The sequence below is a fragment of the Chthonomonas sp. genome (assembly GCA_016788425.1).
Classification (GTDB): Bacteria; Armatimonadota; Fimbriimonadia; order Fimbriimonadales; family Fimbriimonadaceae; genus JAEURQ01.
The window spans coordinates 149,205-170,928 of the sequence record JAEURQ010000004.1; the positions used below are offsets into that span (position 1 = coordinate 149,205).

Annotated in this window: 20 protein-coding genes and 1 tRNA gene; 9 read left to right on the forward strand and 12 right to left on the reverse strand. The window is 61.5% G+C overall.

Going from position 1 to position 21,724, the window contains the following annotated elements:
* Positions 1-27: 27 nt before the first annotated feature.
* Positions 28-603: a response regulator gene (locus JNJ45_10550; protein ID MBL8049107.1), complete on the forward strand. Its 576-nt coding sequence runs from the start codon at positions 28-30 to the stop codon at positions 601-603.
* On the opposite strand, the gene JNJ45_10555 is transcribed toward JNJ45_10550, so the two are convergent.
* Positions 600-2,648, reverse strand: a complete 2,049-nt coding sequence (locus tag JNJ45_10555; GenBank protein MBL8049108.1) for an ATP-dependent DNA helicase — start codon at positions 2,646-2,648, stop codon at positions 600-602. The genes JNJ45_10550 and JNJ45_10555 overlap by 4 nt on opposite strands.
* 17 nt (positions 2,649-2,665) lie before the next feature.
* Between JNJ45_10555 and JNJ45_10560 the strand changes: the two genes are divergently transcribed.
* Genes JNJ45_10560 through JNJ45_10570 form a run of 3 tightly spaced genes read left to right on the forward strand, consistent with a single transcriptional unit; the run spans position 2,666 to position 5,426 of the window.
* Positions 2,666-3,430, forward strand: a complete 765-nt coding sequence (locus tag JNJ45_10560) for an enoyl-ACP reductase (GenBank protein ID MBL8049109.1) — start codon at positions 2,666-2,668, stop codon at positions 3,428-3,430.
* Positions 3,431-4,297 carry a hypothetical protein gene (locus JNJ45_10565; protein MBL8049110.1) on the forward strand — a complete coding sequence of 289 codons (867 nt, stop codon included), beginning with the start codon at positions 3,431-3,433 and terminating at the stop codon, positions 4,295-4,297.
* A gap of 40 nt (positions 4,298-4,337) precedes the next feature.
* Positions 4,338-5,426 (forward strand): ATP-grasp domain-containing protein, encoded by a 1,089-nt coding sequence (locus JNJ45_10570; protein MBL8049111.1) that lies wholly within the window; start codon positions 4,338-4,340, stop codon positions 5,424-5,426.
* On the opposite strand, the gene JNJ45_10575 is transcribed toward JNJ45_10570, so the two are convergent.
* The 4 genes from JNJ45_10575 to JNJ45_10590 all read right to left on the reverse strand — a co-directional run bounded on the left by JNJ45_10575 (position 5,423) and on the right by JNJ45_10590 (position 7,885).
* Positions 5,423-5,992: a hypothetical protein gene (locus JNJ45_10575; GenBank protein ID MBL8049112.1), complete on the reverse strand. Its 570-nt coding sequence runs from the start codon at positions 5,990-5,992 to the stop codon at positions 5,423-5,425. The genes JNJ45_10570 and JNJ45_10575 overlap by 4 nt on opposite strands.
* A 45-nt stretch (positions 5,993-6,037) precedes the next feature.
* Positions 6,038-6,526 (reverse strand): pantetheine-phosphate adenylyltransferase, encoded by a 489-nt coding sequence (coaD, locus tag JNJ45_10580; protein MBL8049113.1) that lies wholly within the window; start codon positions 6,524-6,526, stop codon positions 6,038-6,040.
* Positions 6,527-6,613: 87 nt separating this feature from the next.
* Positions 6,614-7,471 (reverse strand): PEP-CTERM sorting domain-containing protein, encoded by an 858-nt coding sequence (locus JNJ45_10585; GenBank protein ID MBL8049114.1) that lies wholly within the window; start codon positions 7,469-7,471, stop codon positions 6,614-6,616.
* A gap of 337 nt (positions 7,472-7,808) precedes the next feature.
* Positions 7,809-7,885 (reverse strand) — tRNA-Ile (locus tag JNJ45_10590).
* Positions 7,886-8,113: 228 nt separating this feature from the next.
* Between JNJ45_10590 and JNJ45_10595 the strand changes: the two genes are divergently transcribed.
* Genes JNJ45_10595 through JNJ45_10615 form a run of 5 tightly spaced genes read left to right on the forward strand, consistent with a single transcriptional unit; the run spans position 8,114 to position 13,816 of the window.
* Entirely contained in the window at positions 8,114-9,610 is a 1,497-nt protein-coding gene (locus JNJ45_10595; protein ID MBL8049115.1) for a PQQ-binding-like beta-propeller repeat protein, read from the forward strand.
* A gap of 9 nt (positions 9,611-9,619) precedes the next feature.
* Complete coding sequence (locus JNJ45_10600) at positions 9,620-10,642, forward strand: DNA-processing protein DprA (protein ID MBL8049116.1); 1,023 nt, start codon at positions 9,620-9,622, stop codon at positions 10,640-10,642.
* Positions 10,639-11,667 (forward strand): amidohydrolase family protein, encoded by a 1,029-nt coding sequence (locus JNJ45_10605; GenBank protein ID MBL8049117.1) that lies wholly within the window; start codon positions 10,639-10,641, stop codon positions 11,665-11,667. The genes JNJ45_10600 and JNJ45_10605 overlap by 4 nt, the downstream gene beginning before the upstream one ends.
* Positions 11,668-11,695: 28 nt before the next feature.
* Positions 11,696-12,502 (forward strand): hypothetical protein, encoded by an 807-nt coding sequence (locus JNJ45_10610; GenBank protein ID MBL8049118.1) that lies wholly within the window; start codon positions 11,696-11,698, stop codon positions 12,500-12,502.
* Entirely contained in the window at positions 12,503-13,816 is a 1,314-nt protein-coding gene (locus JNJ45_10615; protein MBL8049119.1) for a hypothetical protein, read from the forward strand.
* Here the strand turns inward: JNJ45_10615 and JNJ45_10620 are convergent.
* The 7 genes from JNJ45_10620 to JNJ45_10650 all read right to left on the reverse strand — a co-directional run bounded on the left by JNJ45_10620 (position 13,813) and on the right by JNJ45_10650 (position 21,716).
* Positions 13,813-14,256 carry a DoxX family protein gene (locus tag JNJ45_10620; GenBank protein MBL8049120.1) on the reverse strand — a complete coding sequence of 148 codons (444 nt, stop codon included), beginning with the start codon at positions 14,254-14,256 and terminating at the stop codon, positions 13,813-13,815. The two genes, JNJ45_10615 and JNJ45_10620, sit on opposite strands and share 4 nt — an antisense overlap.
* A 29-nt stretch (positions 14,257-14,285) precedes the next feature.
* A complete protein-coding gene (locus JNJ45_10625; GenBank protein ID MBL8049121.1) occupies positions 14,286-15,164 on the reverse strand; it encodes an aldo/keto reductase in 879 nt (292 codons plus the stop codon).
* Positions 15,165-15,171: 7 nt separating this feature from the next.
* Positions 15,172-17,658 (reverse strand): DNA gyrase subunit A, encoded by a 2,487-nt coding sequence (gyrA, locus tag JNJ45_10630; GenBank protein MBL8049122.1) that lies wholly within the window; start codon positions 17,656-17,658, stop codon positions 15,172-15,174.
* 79 nt (positions 17,659-17,737) lie between these two features.
* Complete coding sequence (locus tag JNJ45_10635) at positions 17,738-18,622, reverse strand: sugar phosphate isomerase/epimerase (GenBank protein ID MBL8049123.1); 885 nt, start codon at positions 18,620-18,622, stop codon at positions 17,738-17,740.
* A gap of 24 nt (positions 18,623-18,646) precedes the next feature.
* Positions 18,647-20,290, reverse strand: coding sequence for a urocanate hydratase (hutU, locus tag JNJ45_10640; protein ID MBL8049124.1), 1,644 nt, complete (start codon positions 20,288-20,290; stop codon positions 18,647-18,649).
* Between the two features lie 59 nt (positions 20,291-20,349).
* Entirely contained in the window at positions 20,350-20,817 is a 468-nt protein-coding gene (locus JNJ45_10645) for a DUF1854 domain-containing protein (GenBank protein ID MBL8049125.1), read from the reverse strand.
* A complete protein-coding gene (locus JNJ45_10650) occupies positions 20,814-21,716 on the reverse strand; it encodes a GNAT family N-acetyltransferase (protein MBL8049126.1) in 903 nt (300 codons plus the stop codon). Before JNJ45_10650 ends, JNJ45_10645 begins: the two co-directional genes overlap by 4 nt.
* Positions 21,717-21,724: the final 8 nt, after the last annotated feature.

The following is a 21,724-nucleotide window of genomic DNA, read 5'->3' on the forward strand; positions in this document are numbered from 1 at the left end:
CGTCAACGAGGCCGCACCTGGAAAGCCATGTCCACTTTGCGAGTTTTGATTGCCGACGACGACCCCATTATCCTGCTGGATTTGCGCCAGACGCTGCAAGCGCTGGACTATGAGATTGTGGGCGAGGCCACCGATGGCCAACAGGCCGTGCAAATGGCCACTCAACTCCAACCCGATGTCTGCGTGTTCGACGTCAAGATGCCGATTATGGATGGCATTGAGGCGGCGAGCCTGCTGAGCGAGCAGGGCGTGGCGCCGGTGGTGCTGCTCACCGCCTACTCGGATCGCGACCTCATTCAACGCGCCGCCGACGCGGCGGTGTTCGGTTATCTGGTTAAGCCGTTTAAGCCCAACGACCTGCCACCGGCGATTGAAGTCGCGCGGAGCCGGTTCGAGCAAAACGCCGAGCTCAGTAAGTCCGTTTCGAACCTGGAAGAAAAGCTCGAGGTCCGCAAGTTGCTCGACAAGGCCAAGGGGCTGTTGATGCAACAGCAAGGCATCAGCGAGTCGGAAGCTTATCGCCGGATTCAGACCCAGTCGATGAGCAACCGCAAAAGCATGCGCGAAGTCGCCGAAGCGATTCTCCTGGCTTCGGAAGTCTAAGCTTCCAGGAAACTAAAGCCCACGTGCCCGACCGCATCTGCGGCCTCGGAGAACGACCGCACGCCATCGGGGAGGTTCTCCAAAAAGCTCTCGCCGTAGGGCTTCAGCGTCAGGCGGGGGTCGAGAAGCGCGACCAAACCGCGATCGCCATCTTTGCGGATAAGGCGGCCAATTCCCTGGCGCATCAGCATCTTGGCGCTCGGGATTGTCCATTCCTGGAAGCTGTCGCGCTGGTTGAGGCCCATCCACGCTTGTCGGGCAATCTGGAGCGGCTCGATCGGCACCTCAAACGGAATGCGCACCACGATGACGCAACTGAGCGTGTCGCCGGGCGCGTCGAAGCCAGTCCAAAACGAGCGGAGTCCGAACAGGCTGGCGTGAGGGTCCTTTTTGAACTTGTCGCCGATGGTGCTCACCGCCCCGCTGGCTTGGGTGAAAACCGGGAGCCACTCGGGCAGCGTCACCCGTTCGGCCACGGCCTCCATTTCGCGGCGCGAGTGGAATAGGCAAAGGGTGCGCCCGCCCACCAGCTCAATGATCGTCTGGATTTCGGCGGCAATGGCGGTGAAATACTCGGCTTCGAAATCGCCTTGCCGCGCGGCTGTGGGATCGGGAATTCGACCCTTCTCGGGAACGTACGCGGACATCGAACTGGGGAAGTCGAACGGCGATGGGAGAATCTCCGTGACTTCAGGCCGAAAACCAATGGTGTCGCCGATAAACTCGAAACTGTGGTCAACCGCAAGCGTGGCCGACATGCAGGTGGTCGGCACCTTCTGCCAGATCAACTCGCTCAGGGTTGGGCCGAGTTCCACGAGGTCGTTGCGCAGAATGGGCGACCGGCTGGAACCGCCGACGTAGCTGATCGCCGTCCCCGCGGGCGCCATAAAGAGCTCGCAGCGTCCGGCAAAGTCATCGAGGTAGCCGCGATAGTTGTGGACCTGGCGCTCGACTTCGACCTGTTCACCACGCTTTGCGCCGGGGTTGGCCGGGCCGAGGATCTTTTCCGCCGCCCGCAGGAATCGCTTGAGATTGGCGGCGAGGGAACTGGTGACTTGCTCCACGCGTGTTTCGCCGGCGGGCAGGTGCATCTGCTTCAGCGCGTCATACAGCTCGGGCGGCATCGCGGCGACCAACGCGCGGCCCTGATAGTCGCGGTGCAGGTCGCCAATGGTGGTGGTGGCATAGCTAAAGGTGTCCATCACCAACTCCAGCACGCGCCGCCAATGCGGCTCCCACTCGGCGGCCATGGCCAGGGCGCGACAGGACTCGAAAATACGCATGGCCATGCTCGCTTGCTGCCGCAGCACCGATTCGCTGATCTCGAATTCGAGGCCGCCTTGCGCGGCAGAATGGAAGTCGTGCGCTTCGTCCACGATCAGGTAGTCGTAGTCGCCGAGCATGTTGGCTTCGCCGCCAGTGGTCGCCTTGAGCAAGGCGTCCTGAATCACCACCGACTGATTCGTGATGACCAGGCTGGCGTTGGCCGAACGTCGCCGCGCCTCGTAGTAGAAGCACTTATCGTAGAATTCGCAGGCGCGCGCCGGGCAGGTGGGAGGAGCCGACACTTGCTTCCAGAGTTGCGCGAACTCCTTTTGCTTCATTTTCGTTTTGCCGCGGAACTCGCTTTCGATGCCGAGCCCGCCGGATTGCTGCAGTTGCTCGCCAAGTTGCGGATCGACTCCGGCAACTTGAGCAAGGCAGGCGAACCGCTGCCGACCGAGCAGCAGTTGCGTGCTCGGACGGTCATCAAACAGGCTGAGCGCGAACGGCAAGTCTTTGCGCCAATACTGCTCGGTCAGCACATTGGTAAACGTCGCGATGACGATGCGCTTTTCGCTAGCGAGCGCGTGGGCAATGGCGGGAACCAGGCCGGCAAAGGATTTCCCCAGTCCGGTGGGCGCTTCAAACGCGCCGTGGCAACCCATGTTGATGCAGTCGCTGATGAGCCTCGCGAGCTGCAATTGCGACTCGCGCACTTCCATGCCAGGCTTTTCGGCGAGTCGCGCAAAGGCGGCGTCCATGAGTTCGGGGGCGTTGGGCATCCGGGTAGAGTGATACCATGCTACTCCAAGGCAAGAAGGGCTTGGTGCTCAACGTCACCAACAAAAATTCGATCGGCTGGGGCATTGCCGAAGCGGCCCGCGCGCATGGCGCGGAAGTGGGCATTGGCGCTCAAAACGCGGACATGGTGAGCCGCGTGGAGCGATTGATCGACGGGCAGGATGGCTACAAGATTTTCACGGTTGACTTTCAGAACGCCGACGATATGCGTCGCTTGAAAGAAGAAGTTGTGGCGACGTATGGCAAGATCGACTTTTTGGTCCACTCGGCGGCGTTTGCCAAAAAGGAGGACCTGCAGGGCCGGTTCATCGACACGAGTTTCGACGGGTTTCAACTGGCGATGGACGTCAGCGTGTATTCGCTGGTGAGCCTTTGTCAGCTGTTGGAGGACGTGATCAACGACGATGGCAGCGTGATTACCCTGAGCTACTTGGGTAGCGTACGCGCTGTGGGCAACTACAACGTGATGGGTGTGGCAAAGGCGGCCTTGGAAAGCTCGATTCGCTACTTGTCGCAAGACCTTGGCGTGCGCGGCATCCGCGTCAACACGCTCTCGCCGGGGCCGATCAACACGATTTCGGCGCGCGGCGTGAAGGACCTCATGTCCATGGTGACCTACGTTCAGGACAAGGCGCCGCTCAAGCGCGAGTACGGCCAAGAAGAGTGCGGCGGCAACGCGGTGTATCTGCTGAGCGACCTCTCGCGCGGGGTCACGGGGCAGGTGGTCTACGTGGATTCGGGCTACAACATCGTGGGCATGTAAGTGGTTCTCACGGTCCCTAACTGGAGTTTCGGGCGGAACCGCGAGTTGGCGCGCCAGTTTGACGACGTCCTCTCGGCCTCGGGCCTGCAGGTGCACTTTGCCAGCGGCGACGTGGATCACAACCGAACGGTGACCGCGTTTTCCGGGCCGCTCTTGGGGGTGACGGATACACTTTTTGAACTTGCGCGGATCGCGATTCCGGCGATTGACCTGAATCGTCATATCGGGGTTCATCCGCGCATCGGCGCGCTGGACGTGTGCCCGTTCATCCCGATTACACGCGACGAAAAGGTGGCCGATCTTATTGATGCGGTGGCTGGCATCGGCGAGCGGCTGGCGCGCGAGTTTGACCTGCCCGTGTTTCTGTATGAAAAGAGCGAACGCGGACGCCACGAGGCCGATTTGCCGACCCTGCGGCGCGGGGGCTTTGGCAGCTTGGCCGGCAAGACGCTCTCGCCGGATTTCGGGCCAACTCAGGCGCATCCCCAGGCGGGCGCGACGGTCATGGGTGTGAGAGATTTTTTAATCGCCATGAACTCGAACTTCGCGGGCGATGATCTTGGCGCAGTGAAGCAGGTGGCCAAGGAAATGCGGTTGGCCCGGCAGGAAGGCGACCCGCGATACCTTGGCGTACGCGCGTTGGGACTGCCCCTGGCGAGCCGGGGTTTGGTGCAGGTGAGCATGAACCTGACGTTGCCCGACTTGGTGAGCGTGGACGACATTTTGGAAGATATTCTGGAGCGGGGTAGCAAGTTGGGCCTGAAGTGGGCCGAGCACGAACTGATCGGCGTGATTCGTCCGCGCGATTTGGAGCGGGCGACGCGGCTGCCGCATCGGCCGGAACAGGTGGTAAACGTTGAGCTTTGACTTTGATTTAGGGTTTCTGGGGGGCGGGCAACTGGCCCGCATGAGCATTCAGGCGGCCCAGCAGATGGGGTTTACGTGCCTCTCTCTCGACCCATCCGGCGAGAGTCCCGCAAGTCAGGTGGCTCCCGCGGTGACCGGTTCGCTCAGCAATGTCGAGGCGGTGGCGCAGTTGTTCCGCAACTGCGCGCGGGTGACGCTGGAGAACGAATTCATCCCGGCGGAAGTGATTGTGCAAGCCCTCGAACTGAGCGGCCGCGACCCCAGCACGTTGGTGCCTAATGTGGAGGCGCTCGCCACCATTCAGGACAAATTGAAGCAACGTCAGGCGCTGGCCAAGGCCGGCGTACCCGGACCGCGCGCGGTTGAGATTGATTCGGACGGCGTCGGCGCGGTCGCGAAGATCGGATTCCCGATGGTGCTGAAGGCGCGCTTCGGCGGCTACGATGGCAAGGGCACGCGGTACGCAAAATCGAAAGAGGAGTTCGAAGACCTCCGAAGTACCTGGTCGGACGGCGGCTGGATGGCCGAGGAGTTTGTGGACTTTAAGCGGGAACTGGCGGTGATGGTGTTCCGCGACCCGGTTCAGCAGGGCGCGTTCCCGACCATGGAAACGGTGCAGGTGAAGTCGGTGTGCGACCTGGTGTTTCCCGCGGACGTGGACGCGAGCGAGGTCGCCATGGCGGCGGTTGAGGCGGTGGACGGGTTCGGCCTTTTCGGAGTGGAACTGTTCGAAACCAACGACGGCAAGTTCTTGATTAACGAGCTTGCACCGCGCCCGCACAACACCGGGCACTACACGCTCAACTGGGGTGGCCCTTCGCAGTTTCAGCATCATGTGCGGTTAGTGCTGGGGCTTCCGCCGGCGCCGTTGGATGGGGTGCCGACGTGCATGGCCAACCTCCTCGGTCAGCCGGGCGCGGGCGACTGGCGGCAGGGGCTCTTCGCGGCCACCGTGAAAGATCCCGCGGTGGCGGTGCATTGGTACGGCAAGGCGGTGGCAGCTCCGGGCCGGAAGATGGGCCACCTGAACGTGGCCGGCGCGGATTGTGTGGCGCGAGCAAAAGCGGCCCGGGAGCGCTTCTACGCTGCCTGGACCGCCAAAGAATCGGTGCCGGAAGAGATTGGTTAGCGCACTTGTGTGGGCACGTCGCGGGCGACGGTGATGGCCAGCGGCGGCTGCGGCTCGCTGCGATTGATTTCTTCCATGCCTTCGCGAGCGCGTTGCTGAATCTTGGTCGCCATGTCGTCCACCTTTTGCAGGATGCCGAACGCGTAGTCGTCGGCGCCGCGTCGGGTGAGGCTGGCATCTTGCTCCGCGGCGTCGCGGAGCTCTTGGGCTTGCACCTTGGCCAGCCGCACAATCTCGTGCTCGGCAATCAGCTGCTCGCGTTGGGCTTGCGCTTCGGCGAGGATGTCTTCACGCTCTTTGCTGGCGGCTTCGCGCAGACCTTGCGAGTCTCGCTCGGCGGCCGTGAGTAGCTGGGCGGCTTCCTCGTGCGCGTTTTCGACGATGCGATCTTTTTCGCGGGCGACGTTCTCCGCGGTGCGGACCTCCTTGGGTAGGGAGGCGCGGATCTTGGCGATCTGCATGGAGATTTCGTCCTTGTGGAGGCCAAAGGCAATCGGTCCAATCGAGCGCGGTTTGTCCACCGCGATCTCGTGGAGTTGCTCAAGCATCTTGTACAGATCTGTCATTTCTTTCATTCTGACTCGGTTTTGTGGCTCTCGGCCCTGCGACAATTACGAGGTCCGCGCCAGGTACTCCCCAAGGATTGAATACACAACCCCCGGTACAAAGGACGAGTAATCCCCGCCCAAAAGTGCCACTTCTCGCACGATGCTGCTGGAAAGGTAGCTGTGCTCCCACTTGGTCATGAGGAAAATGGTCTCGAGTTCGGGCGCGAGGCGGCGATTGGCCATCGCGATTTGGAACTCGTAGTCGAAGTCGCTGGTCGCGCGGAGGCCGCGGACGAGGGCGGTGGCGCCTTGCTCGCGGGCGAAGTTCACCACGAGACCGTCGAAGCTTTCCACCCGCACGTTGCGGGTTTCTTTGGTTGCCTCGCGGATGCAATGCTCGCGGATGTCGGCCGGGAGCATGGGCTTTTTGTTGGAGTTGAGGCCGATGGCGACGATGACCTCATCGAACTGGGTGGCCGCGCGTTGAATGACGTCGAGGTGCCCATTGGTGAGCGGGTCGAACGAGCCGGGGTAGATGGCGATGCGCGACATATTGAAAGGGAGTGTACGCCAAAAGTACGATGGGCGCGTGATCCGGAGATCACGCGCCCAAGCGCACTGTTCAGAATCTTTCGATTCTTACTTGCTGCGGCGTCGGAGACCGAGAGCAGCGAGGCCAGCCACGATGGCGGCAGCGGTACCCGGTTCGGGCACGGCTTGCACGGTCAGCGAGGTACCGACGCTGTTAGCATCGTTAGCACCGCCGATGAACGTCGACGAACCGCCGTTCGGGGCGCCAGCGCCGGCAACGAAGAGCGAGAGACCGTTGTACTGCTCGAATGCAGCCAGGTTGCTCTTGAAGGTCAGGTCAAACAGCTTCACGGCCGTCGAGCCAACCTTGTAGTTCTTACCGGTCGGGTTCATTTGGTATTGAACCGAGAGACCAACGCCTCGAGGAGTCGAGGTGTTGCCGGTGAACTGACCGCGGAGAACGCGGCTCAGAGCCGAGATTGCATTGGTGTCGGCAGCGCCGTCGCCATCGTCGTCAACGTCCGTACCGTCGCCATTGTAGGTTGCGAACGAACCAAAGCCCGTCACCGACGAAGCGATCGTGGTACCACCGAAGGCGAGCTTCTTATCAAGGAAGGTCGATTCGTTGGCCAGGGTCGACGTCGAGTTTGCAACCGGAGCGCGGTCGTACATAGCGAGAACCGAACCACCCGAATACAGGGCGTCAGCGTTACCGCCGGTGCGAACTACCATGACCGAGACCTTGAAAGTCTTGCCATCGCCAGCCTTCCAAACCTTGAGCGGAGCGTTCGTCGGGATTTCTACACCGACAGCTGCGGCCGGGTTCGAAATACCACCGTAGTTCTTCTTTTGGAGCGTGGCCAGGTCGGCATCGCCGTAGGCCAGAAAGAATCGAAATTGTGCGTTTGCTACACCGGCAACACCGATGACAGCAGCAAGAGCAATTGTGCGCGTGTTAAGTTTCATACCACCTCTACCTCTTCGAACGAATCGAAAAGAAGTCAAGTTCAGCATTCGAGCAAGTCTCATGCCGAAGACAAACCTATTGTATCAGCAACTTGGGCAATCTGCAAGAGAAATTTTGCCCGCCAGCGCTCCAGAACCGCGAAAATGGAGAATTTAGGTTCAAATGGTTAAGCCGCCGTCATGCAATTTAGTTATTTTTACCAGGGTCACCATCTGGTCAAAACCTGTGGAAATTGGCAGGTTCGCCCCGTCAAAGCATCAAGAATTATTCTCGGAGCGTCCGGCAGCTGAGTTCGGTTGAACCTGAACCAAGGAAGAAAAGGGGTCGGGGGAAGGCTGGTGGGCCCAACGAGATTCGAACTTGTGACCTCACCCTTATCAGGGGTGCGCTCTAACCAACTGAGCTATGAGCCCGACCGAACGAAATGATACATCATCGGCCCGGCCCGGCGCAACTGCCCTTGAGGCCCACTTCGAGGCGTTATAGTAAAGATGCGCCGTGACTTCCAGGAGGTCCGGTTCGTCATAGTTAAACGGTGGGCCGATAGACAGCCCGCCCCGGACCCCGCTATACTTGCGGTGTACCTACCCGGTGGTTGACAAAGAGACATGAATTTCTCGAAAACACTTCTCGCTTCGACTGTGGCCCTCGCTGCCATGGGGATCGCTTCGGCCCAGTTTGCTGGACCCGCCCCGTTGGCTTGGCGCTGGACCCAGTCCACAAAGATTTCGCCTTCGGGAGCCATCGTTCCGGTCGGAACGAACCTTGCGGTCGCGACAGGCGGACGCATCTATATGATTGACCAAGCCTCCGGCAACGGGGTTTGGCGATATCCGGCGGGAGCCGCGCTCGAATCGGGCAGCTTTAACTCCGGCGTCATGGTGATGGACAACCTCGTGGTGGCCGCCGCCGACAACAAGATCGTCTATGCCGTGGACGCCGAGACCGGCGCCCAAAAATGGCAGTACATCTCCACCGAAAAGATTGTCGGCGCCCCGGCCGCGGTCGGCAAGTTCGTGGCCCTGCAACTGGGCGATGGCAGCCTCATGGTGATCCGCTCGGAAGATGGCACCCCCGTTTGGGAGAATTCGCTTCGCTTCTTTGGTGGACTCGTCGGGCAAATCGGCGGCTTCGGCAACACGATTTTGGCCGCCGGTGGCGACCGCAAGATTTATGCAGTGGACGTGGCGAGTAAGAAGGTGCGCTGGCAAACCGCGCTCGGTAACCTTCGCGCCGACTTCCGACCGGTCGTGAATGGCGACTATTTATATGTAAGCACCGGCGATTCGATTTCGATTCTGAGCGCCAGTTCGGGCACGCGCCGCAAGGAGATCATGCTCCGCGAGCCGCTCGGCACCAACCCGGCGTACGGCGAAGGGAAGATTGCCGTGGTCGCCCGCTCGGGCAAGCTCTTTGTTGTGGATGATCTCGGCCGACCCATGATGAAGAAGCCGATGGACATCGGCAGCATGCCGATTGTTGACCCCGTGGTCACCAAGAGCGGTGTTAGCGTGATGACCGCCAACGGCTCGGTGAACTTCGTGGACTTTGGGATTGAGGCGATCACCTGGAACTATATCGTGCGACCGCTCGTGGCCCCCGCCGACGCGAATACTCCGAACTACGTCACGGTTTCGGGCGTTCCGGCCGCGATTGGTAATAGCTTGTTCGCGATGGGTCGCGACGGTAGCTTGCTCTGCTTCGACCGCAAGAACGGCGTGGACGTGACCGGCCCCAGCACCAAGATGCTGTTTCCGAACTCGGGCGACCAGGTTTCGGGACAACCGCCGCTGCAACTTTACTTCCGCCTGAGCGACGAATCCACCGGCATCGACGAGAAGTCGATTAAGGTGATGATCGACGGCGTGAAGTACAACCACGAATACACGCGCGATGGCTGGGTGATCGTGAAGTTTGGTCCGAGCGTGAAGAACCCGTATCTGCAAGATGGTCGCAAGAACATCACAGTGGAGAGCGCTGACTGGCTCGGCAACCGAACGGTGGAAACGTTTGCGCTCACCATTGATAATGGCTTGCGGCCGATTAAGCTTCCGGGCGCACCGGCCAGCGGAACCGATGGCGCGGGCGGACTTCCCGGCGGCCCCGGCGGCGTGGGCGGACGAACGGGCGGCAACTAAGCAGAGTTCGTGACTCCGACGTTTTGGCAATATCTGCTCGCGGGCAACTTGCGAGGAACCAAAGCGCATGAGATTGTCGAAAGTATCCGAGGCGGGGGTTTAAACCCCGTCTCGGCGCTTTTATCGCACCCCCTTTTGACCGCCGCCGAGCGCAAGGCGGTGCAGGGCGCCGACCTCCGCGCCTTTGAAACGTTTATGCGGCAAGGCGGTCAGGTTATCGAGCGGCCACCATATCGCGGCGGGCTCGATCACACCCAATATCCGCCGGTGCTGTTCGGGCGGGGCGATCTATCTGGGTTGGTGGGGCCGACTATCGGCATTGTTGGCACCCGGCAGGCGACCTCCTACGGCCAAACCGTGGCTCGGCGTTTTGCTAGTGAACTCGCCGCGGCGGGCGTGACGGTCATCAGCGGCGGCGCGCTCGGCATTGATGCTTGTGCCCACGAGGGCGCGTTGGAAACCGGCAAGTCGGTGGCCGTGCTTCCGTGCGGAGCGGACATCGCCTATCCGCCGGCGCACAAGGAATTGTTCTCGCGCATGGGCCTGGTGAGTCCGTTTGCGGTTGGCGCCAAGCAACGCGATTACACGTTTTTAGAGCGAAACGCGATCATCGCCGCGCTTTCGGATGCGCTGCTGGTGGTCGAGGTGCCCGCGAAGTCGGGCGCGACCCGCACGGCGATCGCCGCGATTGAGCAAGGCAAGCAGGTGTACGTCATCCCCGGGCCGATCACGTCGCCGTCGTTTTTTGGCTCGCACGCGTTGATTCGCGATGGCGCGACCTTGGTTGTGCACCCGGAGAATATTCTCGCCGAGTACGGCATCGAATCCGCGGTCGCGCCCGCCCCGGCGGAGATTGACCTGACCACGCTGGGCGGGAGGATCCTCGCCGCGTTGGAGGGCGAGCCAATCACGGCGGAGAAGCTCAGTTCCCGCGTCGGCAGCGAGGTCGCCGAGGTGCTCACCGAACTCACGATTCTCGAAATGGAGGGTCGCGTGGTGCGGGCCGGCGTGGGGTACGCCTTAAGCTTATGAACTTCGTCGCCTGGACTTGGGGCCCGCAAGGGTTTGGCACCTACCGCGTGGCCGGCGGCACGTTTGAACGCACCGACGGGGTCGCCGAATGCGTGCTTGCGCCCGGATTTGTGGACACCCACATTCACGGCGGATTCGGTCTAGATTGGATGGAGCAGCCCGATTGCCTGCCCGAGTTGGCCGAGCACTTGGCGCGGGTGGGGGTGGAATTCTTCTTGCCGACCACAATTAGCTATCCGCTGGCCGATGTGCGGCGCGCGATTGGGGGGTTGACCGCCCACCCCATGATCGCCGGATTTCATTTGGAAGGGCCGTTTCTCAGCCGCAAGTATCCCGGCGCGCAGCCCGAATCGGCGCTCCTCGACCCGGCGGATCGCGGGCCGGGCTGGGACGAGGTGCTGAACGATCCGCGACTCAGGATCGTTTCGATGGCGGGGGAGCTTCCCGGCGCGCACGAGCTGGCCGCCAACTTAACGCAGCGCGGCGTCATCGTGAGTCAAGCTCACACCGACGCGACGTACGAGCAAGCTCACGCGGCTTTTCAGGCCGGGGCGACGCACCTGACGCACTTCTACAACGCGATGCGCGGATTCACGCACCGCGAGCCGGGCACGGTGGGGTTTGGGCTGACCGAACCAGCCGCAACATGCGAACTGATCTACGACCGCGTGCATGTGAACCCCGTGGCCGCCCAACTGCTGCTGCAAAGCAAGCCGGCCGACAAGGTCATCGCGATTAGCGATGCAAGCAAAGCCGCGGGAATGGCCGCCGGAACCGAGATGCGGATGTGGGGGCACGACGTTCGCGTCGGCGAGGGCGAGGTTCGCCTCGCGAACGGCGCCTTGGCCGGAAGCGCAGTGACCCTGTTCGATTGCTTCTGCAATTTGGCCGAAGATTTTGGGCTTGAAACCGCCATGCGCCTCACATCTGTGAATCCGCGCAACGCCCTCAAGCTGCCGCCGCCGCGGCGCTGGGTCGAGCTGAGTCTTAACCTGGAATTGCGAGCGGTCCACGAGGCGTCATAATAATGGAGGTCCAATTTTAGGACCACTCATGATTGTTGAATCGTACGAAGACGTCATTATCCTCTCCGGGGCTCTGCGCCAGAACCACTGGGAGACGATCCACACCGCGGTTTCGCTGACCCTCGACCGGTATCCGACCGGCGTTATCATCGACTGTTCGGGTCTCACTGAGTGCACCCTTCAGGGCGCGGAAACCTTCCGCAGCGCGCACGAATTTATCCAGGATCACGATAGCCGCGTCATCGTCGCCGCGATTCCGAAGCACGTGATGGACGTGCTCAAAGAAGTCTCCGAGGTGCGGAGTCAGCTTTCCATTGCTTGTTCGGTGGAAGAAGCCCGGGCCAGCCTGAACGTGTTGCAGGAGCACGTCGACATCGAGGAGATGGAGAACGTGAAGGTAAAGAAGGACCGCAGCGTCGCGCCGGGCGGCACCATCGCGGTGGTTCTCACCATGACTTCGGTAGACGATTATCTGGTGGACTACACGGCCAACCTTTGCGACACGCTCGACGCTGGGATCCGGCTGATTGCCCCGATTATCGTGCCCCGCGAGTTGCCGATGCAATCGCCGCTTCCGGAAGAAGAGCGGATGGCCGGTGAGGCCGTGATGCGCGCCTATCAGCGCGTGAAAGAAAAACAGTTTGTGGTTTCAAAAGACTTGGCGCGTGGCCGCGACATGGGCAGCGCGATTGAGGACAGCCTCGAAGGCGAGTCGGTTCTCCAAGTCATTCTAGGTCTTAGCTGCAGCGGCGACGATGTCGACGCGAATTGTAAGCTCGTCAAGGCCGTGTTGGGCAAGGTTTCGGTGCCGGTTTCCTTTGTGCGTGGGCGCTAAGTGACCGACGCACTCCGCGCGAGTTTTTACAACCGACGGCTCTGGCTTCTCTTTATTCCCCTGGCTCTCTCGTGGCTGCTCATGAGCCTGGAAGGGCCGGTTTCGACCGCGCTCCTCTCGACGCTGCCATCGCCGGACCTTATGCAGGCGGCGTTTGTGCCGCTGTTCGCGGTCTGCTTGTTCATCGAAAGCCCGGCGATTGACATGCTCAGCACGGGCACGGCTCTGGTTCGCGGGCCGGTTTCGTATCTGAGCGTGCGGAAGTTCTGCTTGTTGCTGCTGGGCGTGGCGACGTTCTTCCACCTGCTTTTCGCGTTCACGCCGTTCTTCGATTTCGTCACCGGGCCGTTGCTGCACTTTAAGCCCGAACTCGTGGCGCACATGCGTTCGCCCGCGATTTGCTTTGTCACGTGGACCGCGGCGGTGGGTTGGCGACGGCTGCACCAAGGGATTTTGATTCGGGCGGGGAACACCAAGCCGGTGACTCACGCGACCATCGCGCGGCTTGCGACCATGGTGTTCGGCGGGATCCTCATCGCTCAGATTCCGGGCATGACCGGGATTTTCGCGATCTGCGCCGGCATCAATCTCAGCGTGATTGTCGAGGCGATTTATGTGTATGCGGTGGCGCGCAAGATCATCCGCAGCGCGGAGTTTATCAGCGACGAGGATCGCGTGATTCGCGGCCGCGAGATCGCCGCGTTTCACTTGCCGCTCACGCTGAGCACGATGATGATGTTCGCCGGCATGCCCCTGCTCGCGTCAGCGTTCTCGCGGAGCCCGAACCCGATTGTGAACCTGGCCGCGTGGGGCGTGGCGAGCAGCCTGATGTGGATGACCAAGGCGCCGAGCAACGCCTTGCCCGAGGTCATTATCCGCTCCCTGGGCGAGATTCCTCGCGCGGCGATGCTGAAATTTGTGGGCCAAGTGGCGATGGTGAGTGCGGGGGCGGCGATGCTGATTTCGCTCACCGGGCTCGATCGCTACTACATCCACGGCCTGATGAAGCGCTCAACCGAGGTCGCCGACATCGGGCACGTGCTGCTGGTTTCGACGTTCCTCTTGCCGGTGGTGGCGACGTTTACCAACTACTTCCGGGGGCTCTTGACGGCCATCCGCGCGACGGCTGTGCGCACGCTTTCAGTTGTGATTGGGCTCGGAATTATGGTCCTGGTGATTGAAGTGGGGGTCCGCCTTAAATGGCCGGGCATCGCCATTGCCATCGCGTCGCTCACCATGTCGCAACTCGCGGACTTCGCGGTGATGAGCATCGCGTGGATGCGGCTCCGGCACCAAGCGCCGGTTGCGGCTTAGCGTTTGCGCTTAAGGAATTTGTTTTCCAGGGACAGCTGACCGCCGCCGATAAGCATCAGCGCGAGCGACGCGCCCATGATGACGAGCGGGAAACCGAGTCCTGAGAACGTTTGCATCGCGTTGGCCTGGGTGTCCACTTGCCAGCCGACTTCCTTGAACTTGGTGATGAGCGCGCCGCCCATGGTACACGCCACGCCGAACGCGGCGAACCGCGTGAACACGCCGAAGATGAGGCCGAGGCCGCCGAAGAATTCGGCGAAGATGGCGAGCGCCGCCAGCCAGGAGGGGATGCCCTGACTGCCCATCCATTTGATGGTTCCGTTAAAGCCCGCGCCGCCGAACGCGCCGAGGAGCTTCTGCGCGCCGAACAGCACCATGACAAGGCCCACCGAGATGCGGAGGGCGAGGAGTCCAATGTTGGTCAGCTTGGCGTCGTTCATGGCACTCGTAATTTTACTTACATCAGTCCTTACGCCAAAGCCTTGCCGCGCGCGGCGACAAACATGCGGTACCAATTTTCGCGGCCGATTTTCGTCGGCGTGGCTGCTAGCTCCTGAATCCGCGCGGGGTTGGTGGTGCCGACAATGGGAATGATTCCCGCCGGATGCTCCATGAGCCAAGCGAGCGCCGCCTGAGCCGGGGTGAGGTCAAGATCGCCGACCTCGAGCTCGGCCAGACCTTCGCGTCCGCCGCCGAGTGGACTCCACGAAAGTGGGGTGATTCCGTGCTCCAAACACTGATTCAGCGTGCCGTCCTCCAGCGTGTCGAGGTGCCAAAGGCTGATTTCGACTTGGTTGACGAGCAGCGGATGCCGCACCCAGGCTTGCAGCGCGGTGAACTTGTCGGGCAAGAAATTGCTGACCCCAAACGCGCGCACCTTGCCGCTTTCGTGAAGCTGATCGAAGGCCTCGGCGATCTCGTGCGGGTTCATCAGGTAGTCCGGGCGATGCAGTTGGTACAGGTCGATGTAGTCGGTTTGCAGGCGTCGGAGAGAATTCTCGCAGGATTCGATGATCCAATCGGCGCGGAAATCGTAGCGGTGCGGAGCGCCGGGCGGGTCATCCGGGAACCGGATTCCGCACTTGGTGGCGACAATCGTGCGCTCGCGCAAGCCCGGCGATTCGGCGAACAGCTCGCCATGAATCTCTTCGCAGGTGCCGCGGCCATAGATGTCGGCGTGGTCAAAGAGGGTGTAGCCCGCGTCGTAGGCGCTGCGAAGCGCGGCTTTGCCGGCCGCGACTTTCTCGGCGGTGAGCTCGGCGGGGTTCCAGGTGCCGGAGATTCGCATGCACCCATAGGCAAGGCGGGACACGACAATGTCGGTCCCGCCCAATTGGATTGTTTCCATGCCCGCCTTATTCCTCGCCTGCGACCTCGACTTCGGTCTCGGTGCCGTCGCCGCCGTCGGGCAGATCGCCCTCATCGGCTTCTTGGATAATCACGGCGATGCTGCGAACGGTGTCGCCCGCGGCCAGATCAACCAGTTTGACGCCCTGCGCCACGCGGCCCGTGGTGCGGATTTCCTTCACCTTCATGCGAATCCCCTTGCCGTTCATCGTCATGACGAGCAGCTTGTCGTCTTGCTCAACCATTTCGGCGCCGACGATCTTGCCGGTCTTCGCGGTGACGTTCATGGTCAGGATGCCGCTACCGCCGCGTCCTTGGATCCGATATTCGTCGATGTTGGTGCGCTTGCCGTAGCCGTTTTCGCTGACCACGAGCAGGCTAGCTTCGGCTGTAACCACGGCAGAACTGACGATCACGTCGTCGCCCTTGAGGGTCATGGCCTTAACGCCGCCCGCGGCGCGGCTTCGATCGCGGACACCCTTTTCGCTAAACCGGATGGACTGGCCTTCGCGGGTGATGATGAGAATGTCGTTGGAGCCTTGCGTTTTGAGCACCCAGCCGAGTTCGTCGCCCTCTTCGATGTCAAAGGCGTTGAGGCCGTTGGACCGAATGTTGGCGAACTTGCCCATTTCGGTGCGCTTGATTTCGCCGTAGCGCGTGATCATCGTCAGATAACCTTCGCTGCGGATATCGCGCACAGAAACCGTGGCCGTCACGCGCTCACCGCCTTCGATGGCGATGTAGTTGATGACCGGCATGCCCTTGGCGTAGCGTCCGCTTTCCGGAATATCGTACGCGCGGAGCTTATAGACGCGACCGCGATCGGTGAAGAACAGGATGTAATTGTGCGTGTTGACCTGGAAGAGGTGCGCCGGTTCATCGTCGCTCTTGAGCGTGTTGTTGACGCCCTTGCCGCCGCGCTTTTGCTGGCGGTAAGCGTCGATGCTCACGCGCTTGATGTAACCGTCGCGGCTGATCGAGATGATCGCTTCTTCTTCCGGAATCAGGTCTTCTTCGCTGAATTCGCCGGCTTCGCGGGCAATGATCTTGGTGCGGCGTTCGTCGCCGTACTTGTCGCGAAGGTAGATGACTTCGTCCTTGAGAACGCGGAGCAGACGTCCCTCGTCGTTGAGGATGTCCATCAGGTTTTGCACCTTGCGCAGGGCTTCCTTGTACTCGTCAATCAGGCGAGTTTGCTCCAGCTGCGTCAGGCGACGAAGCGGCATGTTGAGAACGGCATTGGCTTGCAACGGCGACATGGCGAACTGGCGCACCATTTCTTGTCGCGCGGTGTTGGCGTCTTCGGACCGACGGATGAGGGCGATGACATCGTCGAGGAATCGGCGCGCGATTTGGTAGCCCTCGTTAAGGTGCGCTTCTTCGAACGCCTTGTAGAGCTCGTATCGCGTGCGGCGGTCAATGACTTCGCGGCGGTGCTTGATGTACTCGTCGAGCAGCTGTTGCAGACCGCAAGTGCGCGGCGCGCCATTGACCAGCGACAGCAGGGTGCAGCCGAAGGTGGTGCGAAGTTGGGTGTGCTTCAGCAGGTAGTTCAGCGCCTTGTTGGGTTGAATGTCGCGGCGGACTTCGATTTCCACACGCATGCCGCGCTTGTCGCTGAAGTCGGCCACGCGGACCAGGCCATCGAACTTGCGGTCCTTGATGAGCGAGCCGATGTTCTTGACCAGGTTCTCCTTGGAGACTTGGTAGGGGATTTCGGTGACGACGATGAGCGACTTGCCCATTTCGCCTGGCTCGATCATGGTTTTGGCCTGCATGATCACGCTGCCGCGACCGGTTTCGTAGGCACTGCGAACGCCCTTGATTCCCATGATGATGCCGTAGGTTGGGAAGTCGGGGCCCTGCACGTGCTCCATCAACTCTTCGACCGTGCTTTCGGGGTTGTCCACACGGTGGAGAATTGCGTTGCAGACCTCGGTGAGGTTGTGCGGCGGCATGCTGGTGGCCATCCCAACGGCGATGCCTTGCGAGCCGTTACAAAGGAGGTTGGGGAACTTGGCGGGGAGAACCGTCGGTTCGGGTTCGGATTGCGAGTAGTTCGGCACCCAGTCCACGGTCTCGCGGTCGAGGTCTTCGAGCATTTCCGCAGCGATTTTGGTGAGGCGACATTCGGTGTATCGCATGGCGGCGGGGCTGTCGCCATCCACGTTACCAAAGTTCCCTTGGCCATCCACCAGCGGGTAGCGGAGCGACCACGATTGGGCCATCCGAACGAGCGTCGGGTAGATGACCTGCTCGCCGTGAGGGTGGAAGTCGCCCGAGGTGGTGCCGCAGACCTTGGCGCACTTGGCGTGGCCATGGTCGGGCGTAAGGTTGAGTTGGCGCATCGCGTAGAGGATGCGGCGCTGCACGGGCTTGAGACCATCGCGGGCATCGGGAAGCGCCCGCGCGATGATGACCGACATCGCGTAGTTCACATAACTGCGGCTTAACTCATCCTCAACGGATACGGTTGTAATCTGCTCGTCGGACATAACAATTTAGGGCGCGATCTCCCGGTAAAGAGAGGACGCGATTTGAACCTAAATTGTACCTGGAAAGCGGGGCGAATTCCTAGCTCGGATTGGGGACAAATGGCCCGCCGCGGCACGCTTTAAGATAGTTAAGACCAAACACTTGGCCGGTCATCTCCAGATCGTCGCGATAGACCGGGTCGTGCCAGCCCTCAATGTCAATGCAGCCCTCCCATTTGGCCTGCCGAAGGATGGTGATGAGGTCGGCCCAATTCGTATCGCCGAAGCCCGGCGTCCGGTGAAACACCACAAATTTGCCGCTACGCGTGCCGAGTTCGCGCACCAGATCGTGCGCAACGGTTGCGTCCTTGCCGTGGACGTGGTGGATTTTGCCCACCCATTTGCGGAGTTGTGGCAGCGGATCGATGAAGCTGACCATTTGGTGGCAGGGCTCCCACTGCAGCCCCATGGCATCGCTCGGAACGGCGTCGAACATCATTTCCCAGGCGCGCGGCGAGTGCGCAATGTTCCAGGCCGGGCGCTCCCAATAGCCGCCCATGTCGCAGTTTTCAAAGGCGATCTTGACGCCGTGGTCTTCGGCGAGTTTGGCGAGCGGCTCCCACGTCGCGCGGAACTCGTCCATCTGCTCGTCAATCTTCTTTTCCTCAATGGCACCTGCGAACCCGCAGACCACCTTGGCGCCGAAGTGGTGCGCGTTGCGGATGAACTCGGCGAACGCGTCGCGCGTGAAGTCGTCGCGCATGGGGTTTCCGTACACGCCGATGCTGCTGATAACCGCCTGGTCGCCGCAGATGTCGCGGATTTGCTGACCCCGTTCGGCCCAGTTGATGCCTTCCGGAACTCGCGCCCAACTCGTAAGCGAGAAGCTCTCGAAGCCGTGCGGGAGAATTTGGGGCAGGTATGTGTGAGCGTCATCCAGCTTGGCGAGCGTGCCAATGCGGATGTCGGCGTGGTTTGTGGTCATGCGGGCAAGGTTACCCGCGCGACCTTACTCCCACATCGGGATGCGGACGCCGTGCTCGCGGGCGCAGGCATCGGCCTCGTCGTACCCGCTATCCACGTGTCGAATCACGCCCATGCCCGGGTCGGAGGTCAGCACGCGCTCCAAACGGCGAGCCGTCGCCTCGGTTCCATCGGCCACCACCACCATGCCGGAATGCTGGCTGTAGCCAATGCCCACGCCGCCGCCATGGTGCAGCGAAACCCAGCTGGCCCCGGCCGCGGTATTGACCATCGCGTTGAGCAATGGCCAATCGGCCACGGCGTCGGTTCCGTCGCGCATGGCTTCGGTTTCGCGGTTGGGCGAGGCCACCGAACCGCAGTCGAGGTGGTCACGGCCAATGACGATGGGCGCGCTGACTTCCCCAGTGCGCACGAGTTCGTTAAAGGCGAGCCCAGCCTTTGCGCGTTCGCCATAACCCAGCCAGCAGATGCGGGCGGGGAGCCCTTGGAACTTGATCTTGGGGGCGGCGTTTTCGATCCAGCGGCGCAGGGTCTTGTTCTCGGGGAAGAGCTCCAGCATCAGGCGGTCGGTGCGGGCGATGTCGGCGGGGTCGCCGCTGAGCGCGCACCATCGGAACGGGCCTTTGCCTTCGCAGAAGAGCGGCCGGATGTATTCGGGCACGAATCCCTTGATCTCGAAGGCATCGGTGACGCCGGCTTCCACCGCGTAGGCGCGGATGTTGTTGCCGTAATCAAAGGCGATCGCCCCGGCATCTTGCATGTCGCGCATGGCACGCACGTGGGCGCCCATGGTGGCGATGCTGCGCTGAATATAGAGGTCGGGGTCGGCGGTTCGTAGCGCGTTTGCCTCGGCCAAGGTCATGCCGTTGGGGACATAGCCGCCCAGCGGATCGTGCGCGCTGGTTTGGTCGGTAATCACGTCGGGAATGAGGCCGCGGCGGATCATTTCGGGCAGCACGTCGGCGCAGTTGCCGACCAGACCGACGCTCAGCGCGGGGCGGCCTTCGAGCATGGCCATGGCTTCGTCGAGGGTGAAGGCGATGCGGTCGATGTAGCCCGTTTCCAGGCGCTTTTGAATGCGCGTCGGGTCGACGTCGATGCCCAGGAACGACGCGCCGTTGAGGGTCGCGGCGAGCGGTTGAGCGCCACCCATGCCCCCGATTCCGCCGCTCACGACCAGCCGCCCGGCGAGCGTGCCGCCGAAGTGGGTGTCGGCGCAGGCGGCGAAGGTTTCGAACGTGCCTTGGACAATGCCTTGAGTGCCGATGTAGATCCACGAGCCGGCGGTCATTTGGCCGTACATCATGAGGCCCTTATCTTCAAGATCGCGGAAGTGATCCCAGTTGGCCCATTTGCCGACCAGGTTGCTGTTGGCGATGAGCACGCGAGGCGCCTCGGCGTGGGTGCGGAAAATGCCTACCGGCTTGCCGCTTTGGATGAGGAGGGTTTCGTCGTTTTCGAGCGATTGCAGCGACCTTACGATGGCGCGGAACGCATCCCAGTTGCGGGCGGCTTTGCCGGTTCCGCCGTACACCACCAGGTCCTCGGGCCGCTCGGCGACCTCGGGATCGAGGTTGTTCATGAGCATGCGCAGGGCGGCTTCTTGGTGCCAGCCCTTGCAAGAGAGGGTGGTGCCGCGCGGGGCGCGAATCTCGGTCGTCGTTGACATACCGAGATTCTACGCCATGGGCGGCACCAAACGCTAGATGTTAATTGGGTACCGACTGACTACAAAATTGCTTCCAGATACTGCTTCGACTTGGGGTCGAGTTCGTTGATGTTCGCGATTTCGAAGCGATTGCCGTCTACATCCAGCAGCACCAGGTGCACGTCGCTCAGCCACTGCGCGTTTTCCTGCAGGCTTTGCGTGACGAGTTCGCGCTCGCCGCGCTCGGTGATGACGTGCCAATACGTCGCGCCAAATTCCACCTTGGCGTGCGTGATCTTGTGGATCATGGACGTGAGGTAGCGGCGCTGGATTTCGGTCTCCAACGCTTGGCGGGCTAGCGGGGAGACGCTATCGAGGTCGGGAAGGAGCATGATCTCGGTGCCCTTGCCATCGAGCAGGCACAAGTACCGGCTTGGGTGGCTGATTGGGGACGCCCATTTGGGTACCACCGTCAGGTAGCTGCGATCCTCCGGAAGCGTCATGCGCAACCGGTCCTTCGGTTCGAAAAAGAGTTCTGCTGTGTTCATGATTGTGAATTTGGAACCATTTGTTCCCAAATGTCGAATTCGGACGTGATGTGGAATCCGACCGTACGGTTGATGGCGAGCATCGCCTGGTTGAGCGAGGAGTTGCAGGTCGCCATTTTGGAGGTGCCGCGGTTGGCCTCTTCTTGCATCAGCCGCACCTTAAGCGCCTTGGCGATGCCGCGACCGCGCACCGCGCGGCGAGTTCCCGTGAAGCCGGTGTCGAAGTGATCTTGCCGTCGCACCGAATGGCATAGCCCAACCGGGACGCCGTTTTCGCGGGCCACCACAATGAGTCCTTCGTTGTAGTCGGCCAGCTTCCAATAGTTCGTCCACACCTCGCGGCTCGGAACTCCGGTCTCCCGGGTCAGCGGCTCATCGCTATCGGCCTCGGCGTACGTGTCATAGATTTCCTGCAACCGCGCGTCGTCGGGACTGGCCGCCTGAAACACCTCGACCTCAATGCCGTCGGGCAACGGGACGGTGATCGAACTTGGAAGCTCCACCTCTTGGTCCACGTACCGCATCTTGAAGCTGAACCCCATCTCCCGGGCAAACAACTCGTTCTCAGGAAACTGCGCGTAGCAGCCGCCCATGAGCTTGTTGGCCCCCGCCGCGATGCGGCTGTCCATGACGTGGCGAGCCAGCGCCCGACCCACGCCTTGACGCCGGAACTCGGGGAAGACACCGACCGAGATTTGATACAAGCCCTCGGGTTCGTAGTACATGCGGCCCCAACGCGCCATGCCAAGAAGCTGGCCATCGCGCTCGGCGACCACAATCTCGTGAGTGAGAGCCGTGTAGTTGGCCCAGCGCTCGCGGACCACTTCCTCGGTGATCTCTTCTTGATCGATCATGGAGCGAATGCGGGCGTAAACGCCCAACTCGCGCTCCATATCCATGAGCCGGA

Bases quoted from the DNA above. Each gene is read 5' to 3' on its own strand.
- JNJ45_10550 (MBL8049107.1), top strand. From the start codon at position 28: ATGTCCACTTTGCGAGTTTTGATTGCCGACGACGACCCCATTATCCTG.
- JNJ45_10555 (MBL8049108.1), bottom strand. From the start codon at position 2,648: ATGCCCAACGCCCCCGAACTCATGGACGCCGCCTTTGCGCGACTCGCC.
- JNJ45_10560 (MBL8049109.1), top strand. From the start codon at position 2,666: ATGCTACTCCAAGGCAAGAAGGGCTTGGTGCTCAACGTCACCAACAAA.
- JNJ45_10570 (MBL8049111.1), top strand. From the start codon at position 4,338: ATGAGCATTCAGGCGGCCCAGCAGATGGGGTTTACGTGCCTCTCTCTC.
- JNJ45_10575 (MBL8049112.1), bottom strand. From the start codon at position 5,992: ATGACAGATCTGTACAAGATGCTTGAGCAACTCCACGAGATCGCGGTG.
- coaD (MBL8049113.1), bottom strand. From the start codon at position 6,526: ATGTCGCGCATCGCCATCTACCCCGGCTCGTTCGACCCGCTCACCAAT.
- JNJ45_10585 (MBL8049114.1), bottom strand. From the start codon at position 7,471: ATGAAACTTAACACGCGCACAATTGCTCTTGCTGCTGTCATCGGTGTT.
- JNJ45_10605 (MBL8049117.1), top strand. From the start codon at position 10,639: ATGAACTTCGTCGCCTGGACTTGGGGCCCGCAAGGGTTTGGCACCTAC.
- JNJ45_10610 (MBL8049118.1), top strand. From the start codon at position 11,696: ATGATTGTTGAATCGTACGAAGACGTCATTATCCTCTCCGGGGCTCTG.
- JNJ45_10620 (MBL8049120.1), bottom strand. From the start codon at position 14,256: ATGAACGACGCCAAGCTGACCAACATTGGACTCCTCGCCCTCCGCATC.
- JNJ45_10625 (MBL8049121.1), bottom strand. From the start codon at position 15,164: ATGGAAACAATCCAATTGGGCGGGACCGACATTGTCGTGTCCCGCCTT.
- gyrA (MBL8049122.1), bottom strand. From the start codon at position 17,658: ATGTCCGACGAGCAGATTACAACCGTATCCGTTGAGGATGAGTTAAGC.
- JNJ45_10635 (MBL8049123.1), bottom strand. From the start codon at position 18,622: ATGACCACAAACCACGCCGACATCCGCATTGGCACGCTCGCCAAGCTG.
- hutU (MBL8049124.1), bottom strand. From the start codon at position 20,290: ATGTCAACGACGACCGAGATTCGCGCCCCGCGCGGCACCACCCTCTCT.
- JNJ45_10645 (MBL8049125.1), bottom strand. From the start codon at position 20,817: ATGAACACAGCAGAACTCTTTTTCGAACCGAAGGACCGGTTGCGCATG.
- JNJ45_10650 (MBL8049126.1), bottom strand. From the start codon at position 21,716: ATGGATATGGAGCGCGAGTTGGGCGTTTACGCCCGCATTCGCTCCATG.